Annotated in this window: 9 protein-coding genes; 7 read left to right on the top strand and 2 right to left on the bottom strand. The window is 66.4% G+C overall.

Annotation, left to right across the window (positions count from 1 at the left end; genetic code table 11):
* Window positions 1-33 precede the first annotated feature (33 nt).
* Both MUG95_RS11295 and gatB read right to left on the bottom strand, forming a co-directional pair.
* A complete protein-coding gene (locus tag MUG95_RS11295; protein ID WP_247007365.1) occupies window positions 34-2,541 on the bottom strand; it encodes a DNA topoisomerase I in 2,508 nt (835 codons plus the stop codon).
* A gap of 398 nt (window positions 2,542-2,939) precedes the next feature.
* Window positions 2,940-4,454: an Asp-tRNA(Asn)/Glu-tRNA(Gln) amidotransferase subunit GatB gene (gene gatB, locus MUG95_RS11290; RefSeq protein ID WP_247007358.1), complete on the bottom strand. Its 1,515-nt coding sequence runs from the start codon at window positions 4,452-4,454 to the stop codon at window positions 2,940-2,942.
* A 118-nt stretch (window positions 4,455-4,572) separates the two neighbouring features.
* Between gatB and MUG95_RS11285 the strand changes: the two genes are divergently transcribed.
* The 7 genes from MUG95_RS11285 (at window position 4,573) to MUG95_RS11255 (ending at window position 14,225) form a co-directional block, all read left to right on the top strand.
* Window positions 4,573-4,872: a DUF6199 family natural product biosynthesis protein gene (locus MUG95_RS11285; RefSeq protein ID WP_247007351.1), complete on the top strand. Its 300-nt coding sequence runs from the start codon at window positions 4,573-4,575 to the stop codon at window positions 4,870-4,872.
* 84 nt (window positions 4,873-4,956) lie between these two features.
* On the top strand, window positions 4,957-5,304 hold the full coding sequence (locus MUG95_RS11280; RefSeq protein ID WP_247007349.1) for a DUF7518 family protein: 348 nt from the start codon (window positions 4,957-4,959) through the stop codon (window positions 5,302-5,304).
* A 23-nt stretch (window positions 5,305-5,327) separates the two neighbouring features.
* Window positions 5,328-8,921, top strand: a complete 3,594-nt coding sequence (gene smc / locus MUG95_RS11275; protein ID WP_247007347.1) for a chromosome segregation protein SMC — start codon at window positions 5,328-5,330, stop codon at window positions 8,919-8,921.
* On the top strand, window positions 8,914-9,882 hold the full coding sequence (locus tag MUG95_RS11270) for a segregation/condensation protein A (protein WP_247007339.1): 969 nt from the start codon (window positions 8,914-8,916) through the stop codon (window positions 9,880-9,882). Before smc ends, MUG95_RS11270 begins: the two co-directional genes overlap by 8 nt.
* Window positions 9,883-10,103: 221 nt before the next feature.
* Window positions 10,104-11,003, top strand: coding sequence for a PhzF family phenazine biosynthesis protein (locus MUG95_RS11265; protein WP_247007332.1), 900 nt, complete (start codon window positions 10,104-10,106; stop codon window positions 11,001-11,003).
* Between the two features lie 85 nt (window positions 11,004-11,088).
* The gene (gene ppsA, locus MUG95_RS11260) at window positions 11,089-13,362 is read left to right on the top strand and encodes a pyruvate, water dikinase (protein WP_247007329.1); all 2,274 of its coding nucleotides are present in this window, start codon (window positions 11,089-11,091) and stop codon (window positions 13,360-13,362) included.
* Window positions 13,363-13,406: 44 nt separating this feature from the next.
* Window positions 13,407-14,225: a hypothetical protein gene (locus MUG95_RS11255; protein ID WP_247007320.1), complete on the top strand. Its 819-nt coding sequence runs from the start codon at window positions 13,407-13,409 to the stop codon at window positions 14,223-14,225.
* Window positions 14,226-14,243 lie beyond the last annotated feature (18 nt).

Genomic DNA, 14,243 nt, shown 5'->3' with positions numbered 1-14,243 from the left:
CCGTCAAAACACTTCGGAAACCGCCCGGGGAGGTCAGTCCCCGGCCGCCTCCGCCTCTTCGGCGGTGACCTGTGCCTGCCACTCGCGTACCTGCTCGGCACTGATGCCTTGGACCTCGGTCGCCACCTCGTCGGCGTCGACCCCCCGGAGGTCTGACAGCGTCTCGACGGCGGCCTCTGCGAGTTTCTCGGCCGTCGCGGCCCCGATGCCGTCGAGGTCCTCCAGTTCGTCGACGGCCTGCTGTTGGCGGTACTCCTCGTAGTTGCAGATGGGACAGCCCAGTTCCCACGGGTCGTCGCCGTCGTGGACGACCAACTCGGGCAAGTCGTGTTCCTCACACCGGGCGTCCGTCACCTCGATGTCGCCCCGGCGCGGGAGCGGCAGGGAGTACTCGCAGTCGGGATAGCGCGTACACCCGACCAGCCGCGAGCCGTTGCGGAGGTGTTTGATGGCCAGTTCGCCGCCGTGTTCGTCCCCACAGTCGGGGCAGGTCCCGATGACTTCGTCCTCGCTCTCGTCGGCCTCGTCGGCGCGACACTGCGGACAGCCGTGGACGAACGTGTCCCGCCCGGCGAGCATCTTCACGTGGTGCAGGTCGTGCTCCTCGCACGTCTCCTCCAGCACGAGCGGCTCACCCGTACTCGGCAGGGGGAGCGTGTACCGACAGTCCGGGAAGCCGTCACAGCCGACGAAGTACGACCCGTGGCGGCTCTGCCGGACCAGCAGGTCGTGGTCGCTCTCCGGGCACGGGCCGAGCCGTCGGTCCGCCTTCAGCGACTCCTGGAGGTGGTCGCCCACGGCCTCGCGGGACTCGTGGAGTTCCTCGAAGACGCGTTCGAGCATCTCGCGGGATTCGTCGGTCACGTCGTCGAGCGTCGCCTCACCGTTGGCGATAGCCGCCATGTCGCGTTCGAGTTCCGCGGTCATCTCCTCGCTGACGACGTGGTCGGCGAACTCCTCCGCGGCCTCGACGACGGCCATCGCCAGCCGCGTCGGCCGCGGCGGGTCCTGCTCGATGTACCCCCGGTCGTACAGTTTCTCGATGACGTTGTGGCGGGTCGCCTTCGTCCCGATGCCCATCTCCTCCATCTTCTCGATGAGACGGGACTGTCCGTAGCGGCGGGGCGGTTGGGTCTGCTTGGCGTCGAGCGTCACGTTCGAGATGGCGAGCGTCTCGCCCTCCGTCACGTCGGGCACGAAGTTCTCGCTGGCACTGGAGTAGGGGTACACCGCGTGATAGCCCGGTTCGACCAACCGCTTGCCGTTCGCTTTCAGGTCGCAGTCGTTGGCATCGGCGACGACGCGCAGGTGTTCCCACGTCGCGGGTTCGGCGACGGTGGCGAAGAACCGCCGGACGACGAGTTCGTACACTTCCCACTCGTCCTCGCCGAGTTCGCTCCGGTTCGGGAGTTCCCCCGTCGGATGAATCGGCGGGTGGTCTGTCGTCTCCTCGTCACCCTCGGTGGGTTCGATGCTCTCGAGCGCGAGCAGCGACTCGGCGTCGTCGCCGAAGGTGGGGTGGCTCACGAAGTCGTCGAGGAGTTCGTCCGGGTCCAGATCCTCCGGGTAGACGGTGTTGTCCGTCCGCGGGTACGTCACGTACCCTGCGGTGTACAGTTCCTCTGCGATGGACATGGCGCGTTGGGCCGAGTAGCCGAGCGACGACGCGGCACTGATGAACTGCGTGGTGTTGAACGGCGCGGGCGGCGAGTCCGTCCGGGTGCGTCGCCGAACCGATGTGACGGTCGCACTGTCGGCGTCGCGCAGTCGCTCGAAGGCGTCCTCGGCGGCTGCCTCGTCCCAGACGCGCTCTGCCTCGTTGTCGTCCTCGTCGAGGTAGAAGTACTGAGCCTCGAAGGCCTCCTCGCCCTCGGTGAGGTCGGCAAACAGTTCCCAGTAGTCCTCGGGGTCGAACGCCTCGATTTCGCGCTCGCGGTCCACGATGAGTTTCAGCGTCGGGGACTGGACCCGCCCCACGGAGATGAAGTCCTCGCCCAACTGCCCGGCCGAGAGCGAGAGAAACCGGGTGAGTGCCGCGCCCCACACGAGGTCGATAATCTGGCGGGCCTCGCCCGCGGCCGCCAAGTCGAAGTCGATGTCGTCCGGGTCGGCGAAGGCGTCACGAACCTCACGCTCGGTGATAGACGAAAAGCGTACCCTGCTGATGGGGATGTCCGTCTCCTCGCGGAGAATCTCGTAGGCCTCCTTTCCGATGAGTTCGCCCTCGCGGTCGTAGTCGGTTGCGATGACCGCCTCGTCGGCCTTCCGCGCGAGTTGCCGGAGCGTGCGGACGATGTTCTCCTTCGTCGCCGCCTTCCGCACCTCGGCGTCGATGAGTTCGACCGGTTCCACGTCCCGCCAGTCGTTGTATTCCGGCGGGAAGTCCACGGCGACGACGTGGCCCGACAGTCCCACGACACGCGTGTCGCCCCACCGATAGACGTTGACGCCGTTGCGCCGCTCCGCGTCGGCACTGTCACCGCTGAGAATCTCGGCGATACGCCGCGCGGCGTTGTCCTTCTCCGTGATTATCAGTTCCACGGCGACCCACCTCCGCGTAGACGAGTGCTCATTGGTCCGACCTACGCGCAGGCCGGTTCTAAAGGTTTCGTCCAGAAACCGCATGACAGCGCGGGTACGGGCGCGAGCGTCCGCGTGCGGGCGGTCTACGGTCTTTGGCCGGTCACTCGTCGTCCATCGCTTCCAGCACCTCGCGGAGGGGGTGGTTCACGACCACCCTCTTTCGCCTCGGGTGCGCGGAGCGCGCCACTCGGCAAAAAACGTCCCCAAAAATCTCCGATTTCCGGTGGGTGGTTCGAGAGACGCCGGACGGCGTCTCTCGTCATCCCGAAAGGCCTCGCCTTTCGGACGACTGCGCAAGATATTCGCTCTTGTGAACGTGGGCCAAAAAGCCGCTCGCTCCCACAGTCGCTCGCGGTCTACGACTCCAACTCCTCGCGCAGGAGTTGATTCACGTCGCCGGGGTCGGCACTCCCGCCGGTCTTCTGCATCACCTGGCCGACGAGGAAGTTGATGGCCCCGTCCTCGCCCGCGTGGTAGTCCTCGACTGCGTCGGGGTTCTCTGCGATGGCCTCGGTGACGGCGGCGGCGACCTCGTCGCCGTCCGTCTTGCCCAAGTCCTCGCGCTCGACCACGGTGTCGGGGTCGATACCCTCGTCCAGCATCGTCCGCAGGACCGTCTCGTGGGCGTTCTTGGCGGTTATCTCCTCGGTCGCGACGAGTTCGACCAGTCGCGTCACCTCGTCCAGTCGGTCCTCGATGTCGGTGACCGCCATGTCGCGGTAGTTGAGTTCGCCGAGCAGGTTGTCGGCCACCCACGTCGCCGCCAACTCGGGGTCGAACTCGGTCGCCACGTCCTCGAAGAAGTCCGCGACTTGTTTCGTGGAGGTGAGTTTCGAGGCCGCCTCCTCGCTCAGGCCGTACTCCGCCGCGAAGCGGTCCCGGCGGGCGTCGGGTAGTTCGGGGATGTCGAGTTGCTCTTTCCAGTCCGAGACGCGCAAGGGCGGCAGGTCGGCCTCCCGGAAGTAGCGGTAGTCTTTCTCCTCTTCCTTCGAGCGCATCGAGACGGTGTTACCGTGAGTCTCGTTGAAGTGGCGCGTCTCCTGTTCGACGGCGCGGCCCGATTCGACCAGTTTCTTCTGTCGGGACCGCTCGAAGGAGAGGGCCTTCTCCGCACCCTTGTGACTGGAGATGTTCTTGACCTCGGTCCGGTTCGCCTCTTCGAGTACCGCGTCGTCGATGGACCCGTCGTCGTTCACGTCCGCGGCGGGCACGATGGAGAGGTTGGCGTCGATGCGGAGCGACCCGTCGCGGCCGGGGTCGAACACGCCCAGATACTCGAGGACTTCCTCCAGTTTTTCGAGGAAGGCCCGCACTTCGGCCGGGTCGCGGAAGTCCGGTTCCGTGACGATTTCCATCAGTGGCGTGCCCGCGCGGTTGTAGTCTACGAGGGTGTAGTCGGCCCGCTCGATAGAGACGGTCCGGGATTCGAGGCCGCCCGCCCCCTCGCGGACGTGGCGCAGACTCCCGGGGTCCTCTTCGAGGTGTGCGCGGCGGATGGTGACCGAGCGGCGGTCACCGGCCACCGAGAACTCCAGTTCGCCGTTCTGACAGATGGGCGCGTCGTACTGGGTGATCTGGAAGTTCTTGGGGAGGTCCGGGTAGTAGTAGTTCTTCCGGTGGAAGGTGGTCTCCTCGGGTATCGTCGCGTCGATAGCCTTCCCGACTTTCACGGCGGCTTCGACGGCCCCCTCGTTCAAGACAGGGAGCGCGCCGGGCAGGCCGAGACAGACCGGGCAGGTGTTGGTGTTTGGCTCCTCGGCCGTCTCGGTCGAACAGCCACAGAACACCTTCGTCGCCGTCTCCAACTGGACGTGGACCTCCAGTCCGATGACGGCCACGAGGTCACCCGTTTCGGCAGCCTGTGCAGTCATTACCCGCGGTTGGACGGCCGCTGGCTAAAGGCTAACGACCCGCTGACAGACCACCCCCGTCCCCACGTCGTGGGAACGGTCAGGTGATTCATACCCGTGGGAGCCATAGCGAGACCTGATGTTGGCGACCCTCCGAAAACTCGGGTACGGCTGGCTGGTCGTGCAGGGACTCGTGACTGCACTCTTCCCGGCCAAGAGCATCAAACTGAACGTCAAGCTCTGGGGCTTCCCGTTCGAGAACACCGGCGAGTTGGAGCCGAAAGCGTGGTACGTCAGGGCCGCCCGGGCCGGTGGCGTCGGGATGGTCGTCGCCGGGGTTACCGCCCTCCTCCTCGACGAACGGGCGAGCGACCGGGAGACGGCACCGCCCTCCGACGGGTCCGACGTGACGGCTCCGGAGGCGGACGAGACGGCGTAGACGCGCTGTGGGCCGTGCGAACGTATCAGTCAGTATTTGAATGTCTGACGTAAGTTTATGTCCGGGGAGACGACCAGTAGAGGTATGGCGAGCGGCAATCACGTCGAGGAACTCGAATCGCGCGTCAGGGAACTCGAAGCCACCGTGGACGGCCTGACGGACGAGCTCGTGGAGTGCAAGGTCCGCATCCGCGAGTTGGAGAACGTCGTCGACGCCGAAATCGGTCTCGACAACATCGACACCGTCACCGGCAGTGACGCCGGAGCCGGCGAGTCCCAGAGCGACTCGGCGGACGACGGCGCGAGCGGCGTCCAAGTCGCAGACGAGTCGACACCGGGGCCAGAGGCAGCCGAAGCGTCTAAATCGGAGGGCTCCGAGGAAGCGGACAAGACTGAGGCCGACGACGGCGACTCGGACATCATCATCGCCTGACGGGCGGCGCCCACGAGCACCCCATGCACATCAAAGAGCTCGTCCTCGACAATTTCAAGAGTTTCGGCCGGAAGACGCGCATCCCGTTTTACGAGGACTTCACCACCGTCAGCGGCCCGAACGGTTCCGGGAAATCGAACATCATCGACGCGATTCTGTTTACGCTCGGACTGGCCCGTACCTCCGGTATCCGGGCCGAGAAGCTGACCGATTTGATATACAACCCCGGGCACCAGGACGGCGACAGGGAGACCACCGAGGAGCGCGAGGCCAGCGTCGAGGTCATCCTCGACAACGGCGACGGGACGCTCCCACGGTCGGCCGTCGTCAACGCCGCCGGCACCGAGGACGTGGGTGACGTGGACGAAATCAGCGTCAAACGCCGCGTCAAGGAGACCGAGGACAACTACTACTCCTATTACTACATCAACGGCCGCTCTGTCAACCTCTCCGACATTCAGGATCTCCTCGCACAGGCAGGGGTCGCACCCGAGGGCTACAACGTCGTGATGCAGGGCGACGTGACCGAAATCATCAACATGACACCCGGCGCGCGGCGGGGTATCATCGACGAGATAGCTGGCGTCGCGGAGTTCGACGCCAAGAAGGAAGACGCCTTCGAGGAGTTGGAAGTCGTCGAGGAACACATCGAGGAAGCCGAGTTGCGCATCGAGGAGAAGCAGAGCCGCCTCGACCAACTCGAAGACGAACGCGAGACGGCCCTGGAGTATCAGGACCTCCGCGACGAGAAAGAGGAGTACGAGTCCTATCGGAAGGCCGCCGAACTGGAAGACAAACGCGAGGAGCGCGCGGCAGTCACGGACGACATCGCGGCGTTGGAGGCCGAACTCGACGACCTCCAGCGTGAACTCGACGAACGGCAGGGCAAGGTCGTCCGTCTCGAAGAGGACCTCGCGGACCTCAACGCCGAAATCGAGCGCAAGGGCGAGGACGAACAACTCGAAATCAAGCGGGAAATCGAGGAGGTCAAAGGGGAAATCGCCCGCCTCGAAGACGCAATCGAGAGTGCCGAGGAGAAAATCGCGGCCGCCGAGACCGAACGCCGCGAGGCGTTCGTCAGTATCGACCGGAAACAGGAGGAGATAGACGACCTCGAAGCCGACATCCGCGAGACGAAGGTCGCCAAATCTTCGCTGAAAGCCGAGATTCAGGAGAAAGAGACCGACCTCGCGGACATCGAGGCCAAAATAGAGGAGGTCGGCGCGGAGTTCGAGGAGGTCAAGGAGGAACTCGACGAGAAGCGGGCCGCCGTCGAGGCGGCGAAAAGCGAGAAAAACGACCTCCAACGCGAGCAGGATCGCCTGCTCGACGAGGCCCGACGACGCTCGAACCAGCAACGCGAGAAAGAGGCGGCCATCGAGGAGGCGGAGGCCCGAGTGCCCGACATCGAGGCCGAAATCGAGGACCTCGAAGCCGAACTCGAGAAGGCCCGGAAGAACCAGCAGACCATCACCAGCGTGGTGAAAGACCTCAAAGCCGAGAAGCGGGAACTGCAGTCGGACTTGGACGACATCGAGGACGACATCTCGGCGAAACAGCAGGAGTACGCCCAACTCGAAGCGAAGGCCGGGTCGGACGGAGACTCCTCGTACGGTCGAGCGGTGACGACCATCCTGAACGCGGACCGGCAGGGCGTCCACGGCACCGTCGGGCAGTTGGGCGGCGTCGACCCCGAGTACGCCACGGCCTGTGAGACGGCGGCCGGTGGCCGGTTGGCACACGTCGTCGTGAACGACGACAGCGTCGGTCAGCAGTGCATCGAGTACCTGAAGTCGCGGCAGGCCGGGCGCGCGACGTTCCTGCCCTTGACGGAAATTCACCAGCGGTCGCTCCCGTCGCTCCCCGCCCACGACGGCGTCGTCGACTTCGCGTACAACCTCGTGGACTTCGACGGGGAGTACGCCGGCGTGTTCTCCTACGTCTTGGGCGACACGGTGGTCGTCGAGGACATGGAGACCGCCCGCGAGTTGATGGGCGACTACCGGATGGTGACCCTCGACGGTGACCTCGTGGAGAAGTCCGGCGCGATGACTGGCGGGTCCTCCTCGGGGACGCGGTACTCGTTCTCCGGCGGGGCGGGGAAGTTGGAGCGGGTCGCACAGCGTATCAACGAACTCGAAGACGAACGCCAGTCCATCCGGTCGGACCTCCGGGACGTGGAGGACCGACTGGACGACGCCCGCGACCGCAAGACGGACGCGACCGAGCAGGTGCGGGACATCGAAGCCGAAATCGAGTCGCTGGAGAGCGAACGCGAGGACATCGGTGAGCGAATCGATCGCCTCGAAGCGGAACTGGCCGACATCGAGGACCAGCGTGAGGAGGTCTCGGACCGGATGGACGACCTCGAAGCCGACATCGAGGAGCGGACGGCCGACATCGAGGCCATCGAGGCAGACATCGACGAGTTGGAGAGCGAAATCGAGGACTCGCAACTGCCCGAACTGACCAGCGAGGCGGACGAGGTGCGGGCCGACATCGACGAGTTGGAGGACGACCTCGACGCTCTCGACGCCGACCTCAACGAACTCCAACTCGAAAAGCAGTACGCCGAGGAGGCAATCGAGGACCTCCACGACGACATCGAGGACGCACAGAACCGCAAGGCAGAACAGGAAGAACGCGTCGCAGACCTCGAAACCCAGGTCGCCGAACAGGAGGACGTGCTCGACGAGAAGGAGGCGGCCGTCGCGGAACTCGAAGCCGAACTCTCGGACCTCAAAGACGAACGCGAGGAGTTGAAGTCGGACCTCGCGGACGCGACGGCGGCCCGCGACGAACAGCAGGCCGCCGTCGAGAGGGTCGAGAGCGACCTCGCGGACTGTCGCGAGGAGAAAGAGCGTCTCGACTGGGAGATAGACGAACTGGAGGGGCAGGTCGGCGACTACGACCCCGAGGAAGTCCCGGACCACGAGGAGGTGGCGAGCGAAATCGACCGCCTCGAACGCGAGATGGAGAAACTCGAACCGGTCAACATGCTCGCAATCGAGGAGTACGACGACGTGGCCGAGGACTTGGCGGAGTTAGAGGACAAGAAGGGGACGCTGGTCGAGGAGGCCGACGGCATCCGCGACCGCATCGACACCTACGAGGCCAAAAAGAAGGCGACGTTCATGGACGCCTACGAGAGCATCAACGCGGAGTTCGAGGACATCTTCGAGCGACTCTCGAACGGGACCGGGACGCTGCACCTCGAAGACGAGGACGACCCCTTCGAGGGTGGCCTGACGATGAAGGCCCAACCGAAGGACAAGCCCATCCAGCGGCTGAACGCGATGTCCGGCGGCGAGAAGTCCCTGACCGCGCTCGCGTTCATCTTCGCCATCCAGCGACACAACCCCGCGCCGTTCTACGCGCTGGACGAGGTGGACGCCTTCCTCGACGCCGCCAACGCGGAGATGGTCGGCGAGATGGTCGACGAACTCGCGGGCGACGCGCAGTTCGTCGTCGTCTCGCATCGCTCGGCGATGCTCGAACGGTCCGAGCGCGCCATCGGCGTCACGATGCAGGACGACAACGTCTCCGCCGTCACCGGTATCGACCTGAGTTCGGTCGGCGATGGGGACGGCGACGAGGAAGTGATAGCCGATGACTAGGGACGGCGAGCGAAACGAGTCGGCCGACGCGGGAGACGACGGAACCATTCCGCTCGACATCGCCGGCCACGAGGACCGCGACCCGCCCGGTGACGGCGACGCCTCGTCGCTGTTCGGGGCGGACGGCGACGGTGGGGAAGGAGACACCGACGCGGCGGCCGACGACGAGGACGAGGCGGAGGTCCAACCCGTCGAGGTGTTGGTGCAACTCGCCAAGGACGGCGAAATCGAGCCGTGGGACATCGACATCGTGACCGTGACGGACAAGTTCCTCGACCGGTTGGACGAGGCGGACCTGCGGACCTCCGGGCGGGCACTGTTCTACGCGAGCGTCCTGTTGCGGATGAAAAGCGACGTGATGCTGAACGGCGACGAGGAGGCCGAGGAACCCGCCGAAGAGCCGTGGGAGGCCGCGATGGACGGCGACGCGCCGGTCGAACCGTCGGGTGACCCGTTCGCCGCGTTGGACGCCGAGATGGACCGGCGACTGGACCGCAAGCGCGCCCGCGGGATGCCACAGACGCTCGACGAACTCGTCCGTGACCTGCGCGAGGCCGAACGCGACTCGCGGTGGAAGGAGTCCCGCGAGTACGACACCAGCGACTCGCCGGGCACCTATCAGCGCGGGACGCAGGAACTCGACTACCGGGCGGGCGACGACTTCCGGATGGACGACGAACCGACGGCCGCCGACGTGACCGGAACGGCCCACACCGAGGACATCGACGCCGTCATCGACGACGTGTACACCGCGTGTCTGGAACGTTGGGAGGCGGGCCGGGACGAGGTGTTGTACGCCGAAATCGACGACGCGGGCGGGTCCCGGGTCGAAACCTTCCTCGGGTTGCTCTTTCTCTCCCACCGCGGGCAGGTCCGCCTCCAGCAGGACGACCTGTTCGGCGACCTCTGGGTACAGGACCCCAACGCGGCGACCGGTTCGGAAGAAGCCATCGCCGACTGAGCCACCGTTTTCTCGGCCGTCACCCCGCCTCGGCGAAAGAACTATCACGGTTAATGGTGTATGTTAACAGCACACATGACACCGACGAAGTTCCGGGAGCGCGTGGCGGAGACGGGAGACCGTCTCGACACCGAGCAGTTCCTGACCGCGCTCCGGTACGTCCGCGACGACGGACGGACGCCTCCCAAAAGGTAATCCGAACCGTCGCCGAACCAGCGGGTATGGACACCCGACAGGTGCTGTTGGTCGACGCGTTCACCGACGAGCCGATGAGCGGCAATCCGGCCGGCGTCGTCCCCGACGCGGCGGGACTCGACGGCGAGCAGATGGGGGCTATCGCGGCCGAACTCGGGGCGAGCGAGACGGCGTTTCTCCTCGGTTCCGACGAGGCCGACCGACGGGTGCGGTACTTCACGCCAGCGACGGAAGTCGACCTCTGTGGGCACGCGACCATCGCCAGCCACGCCGCCCTCTTCGAGCGGGGAGACATCGCGGCCGGCGAACACAGCCTCGAAACGAACGTCGGGACGCTCACGGTCACCGTCGAAGACGACGGGACGGTGTGGATGACACAAGACCATCCGGAAATCAGCCGCGTCGACGCGTCCCACGACGAGGTGGCGGCGGCCCTCGGCGTCGACGTGGCGGCCCTCGAAGACGTGGGTGCGGACCTACCGCTGGCCCAGAGTTCCACGGGCCTGCCGTTCCTGATGGTCCCCGTGAACTTCATCGACCACCTGCGCGCGCTCGACCCGGACATGGCCGCCATCGAGGCTCTGACCGAGGCGGTCGACGCCACGGGCGTCTACGCCTTCACTTTCGACACGCTCGACCGGGACGCGACGCTCCACGGCCGGATGTTCGCGCCGGGAGCGGGCGTGCCCGAGGACCCGGTGACGGGGACGGCGAGCGGCGCGGCGGGCGCGTACTTGCGGGAGTACGACGCGTTCGACTCGCTGCCCGACGAGATGGTGTTCGAGCAAGGGCACTTCGTGGACCGACCCGGGCGCGTCCGAGTGCGGGTCGGTGCGGGCGTCGAGGTTGGCGGCCGAGCGGTGACCACGCTGGACGGGGACCTCGTGGTGCCCGAGTCGGCGGACGACGAGATAGTCGAGGCGTGAACGGCGCGCCGGTCCGGGCAGTTCGGCGCGGACCGCGCGGTTCGGAACCTTCTTTAGCAGTGTTGTGCAGGAAACCAGTAAGGACATGGCTGTACTCTGGCTGGACGAAATCGGGGCGGACGACCTCGAATCGGTCGGCGGCAAGGCGGCCTCGCTGGGGGAGTTGACGGCCGCAGGCCTGCCGGTCCCCCCGGGATTCGTCGTAACCGCGGGCACGTACCGGCGGTTCATCGAGGAGACGGGCATCGACGAGGAACTGTTCGCGGCCGTCGACGTGGACGCAGAGGACTCGAAGGCACTCGCGGAAGCGGAGGCGCGCGCACAGGAACTCATTCTCGAAACGGAGATGCCCGAGGACCTTCGCGAGGAAATCCTCGCGGCCTACGACGACGTGGGCGACGGCGAGGCGTTCGTCGCCGTCCGTTCGTCGGCCACCGCCGAGGACCTGCCAGACGCCTCCTTCGCCGGCCAGCAGGAGACGTTCCTCAACATCACCGCCGAGGACCTGCTGGACCGCGTCAAGCGGTGCTGGGCGTCGCTGTTCACCCAGCGAGCGACGTACTACCGGCAGGAACAGGGCTTCGACCACGACGTGGTCGACATCGCCGTCGTCGTCCAGCAGATGGTCGCCGCCGAGAAGTCGGGCGTCATGTTCACGAGTCACCCCTCGACCGGCGAGCCGAGAATCATCATCGAGGCCGCGTGGGGACTCGGTGAGGGTGTCGTCTCCGGGTCGGTCACGCCCGACAACTACACCGTCGACCGCGAGAGCGGCGAGGTGACGGCCGTCGAGGTGGCCGACAAGAAGACGATGTTCGACAAGGACCCCGAGACCGGACAGACCGGCGAGCGGGAGGTTCCCGAGGAGAAACGGACCGAACGCGTGCTCGACGAATCCGAAATCGACCGCCTCTGTGAACTCGGGGAGCGCGTCGAGGACCACTACGACACGCCACAGGACGTGGAGTGGGCTATCTACGAGGGCGACGTGTACATGCTCCAGTCCCGCCCCATCACGACCATCTCCGAGGAGAGCGAGGCCGCCGCGTCCGCCGATGGGGCCGGCACGACAGCCACACAGGCCGACGAGGAGAACGTACTGCTCTCGGGCCTCGGCGCGAGTCCGGGCATCGCCTCCGGCGCGGTCCGCATCGTCGACAAACTCGACCAACTGGACAAAGTCGGCGAGGGCGACATCATCGTCACCGCGATGACGACGCCCGACATGGTGCCCGCGATGAAACGCGCCGCCGGTATCGTCACGAGCGAGGGCGGGATGACCTCCCACGCGGCCATCGTCGCCCGCGAACTCGGCGCGCCAGCCGTCGTCGGGACGGGCGGGGCCACCGAGACACTGGCGGACGACCAGATGGTCACCATCGACGGCGACAAGGGGACCATCCGCGAGGGCGTCGAGACAGTCGAGGAGACGGAACCCATCGAGGAGGTCCGGCCACAGGCACCCGTCAAGCCGATGACCGCGACGGAGGTCAAGGTCAACGTCTCGATTCCCGAGGCCGCCGAACGCGCCGCCGCCACCGGTGCGGACGGCGTGGGTCTGCTCCGCATCGAGCACATGATTCTCTCGACGAACAAGACGCCCGAGCGGTACATCGAGGACCACGGCGAGCGGGCCTACATCGACGAAATCGTCAACGGCGTCCGTGGCGTCGCCGACGAGTTCTACCCGCGTCCCGTCCGGGTCCGCACGCTCGACGCCCCTACCGACGAGTTCCGCCAGTTGCAGGGCGGCGAGGACGAACCACACGAACACAATCCGATGCTGGGGTACCGCGGCATCCGCCGGAGCCTCGACCGACCCGACGTGTTCGCCCACGAACTCGAAGCCTTCCGGCGACTGTTCGAGATGGGCTACGACAACGTCGAGATTATGTTCCCGCTGGTCAACGACGCCGAGGACGTCCACCGAGCCAAGTCACTCATGACGGAGGCTGGCATCGACCCCGAGAAGCGGTCGTGGGGTGTGATGGTCGAGACGCCCGCCGCCGCGCTCGGCATCGAGTCGATGGCCGAGGCGGGCATCGACTTCGCCTCCTTCGGGACGAACGACCTCACCCAGTACACGCTCGCAGTGGACCGGAACAACGAGAACGTCGCCGACCGGTTCGACGAACTCCACCCCGCCGTGTTGGACCTCATCGGACGCACCATCGAGACGTGCCGTGAGCACGACGTAGATACGAGCATCTGTGGGCAGGCCGGTTCGAAGCGGCAGATGGTCCAGTTCCTCGTCGACGAGGGCATCTCCTCCATCTCGGCCAACATCGACGCCGTGCGGGACGTGCAACACGAGGTCAAGCGCGTCGAGCAGAAACTCCTGCTCGACTCCGTACGCTGACGCCGCCGACACGCTTTTTCGCGCGCTTCCCCTGCCACGACTGGATGGACAGCCGTCACGCCGCTACGCTCGTCGTCGCGCTCGTGGCCGTCCTCGCCGGGTGTAACGTCGGCCCGACGACGGCGACGCCGACGGTGACACCGGCACCCGGCGTCGACGTGACGACGGCCCCGTCGGAGCCACGGACGGCCGCCGACGCGGCACCGTTGCCACCGGGCGTGACGGCGACGCGACTGACCGACGTGCGGGCACTGTTTGCGGCCGACGCGCGGGCACTCGCCGGGGACGGGTACGTCGCCGAGGTTCGGATACGTGGTTCGCGCGCTGGGGACACCGGACGGCGGACGGCCCCGCCAGCACCGGGGCGAATCACCCGGACGGTGCGAGTCGGGGCCGGGGGTGACCCGACGCTCCTCACCGTGGCGCGGGTCGCCGAGGGCGAGCGACGGTCACGGGCACACTGGGTTGCCGGGAACCGCTCCGTCGAGCGTCTACAGGCGAGCGACGCCGTCCCGGCCACGGTTGCGGCCCGGAGCAACGCGACGGCGTTGGCGGGCAATCCAGCACTCGGGCGGACGGCGCGTGACTTCGTGGCCGTCGGCAACTGGGTGACGGCTCGCCGGGCCGCCAACGGGACGACGGTCCTCCGAGCGCGAAACGCGTCGGCCCGATTCCGTGACGGCGTACCGCGGAACCTCACCGGCTACGAGGGGCGTCTCGTGGTCGACGAACGCGACCGTCTGCGGTCGGTGACCGTCGACGTGGAGGTGTCCGACAGCGAGCGGTTTCACTACCGGCTAACCTACGCCCTTCGGCAGGTCGGGAACGTCACCGTCGCCCGGCCGGAGTGGGTCGCCGAGTGACCGGCCACAGCGGGCGGC

Origin of the sequence: Halorientalis litorea (assembly GCF_023028225.1) — an archaeon.
GTDB classification, from domain to species: Archaea; Halobacteriota; Halobacteria; order Halobacteriales; family Haloarculaceae; genus Halorientalis; species Halorientalis litorea.
This window is presented reverse-complemented; position numbering and strand designations above follow the sequence as displayed.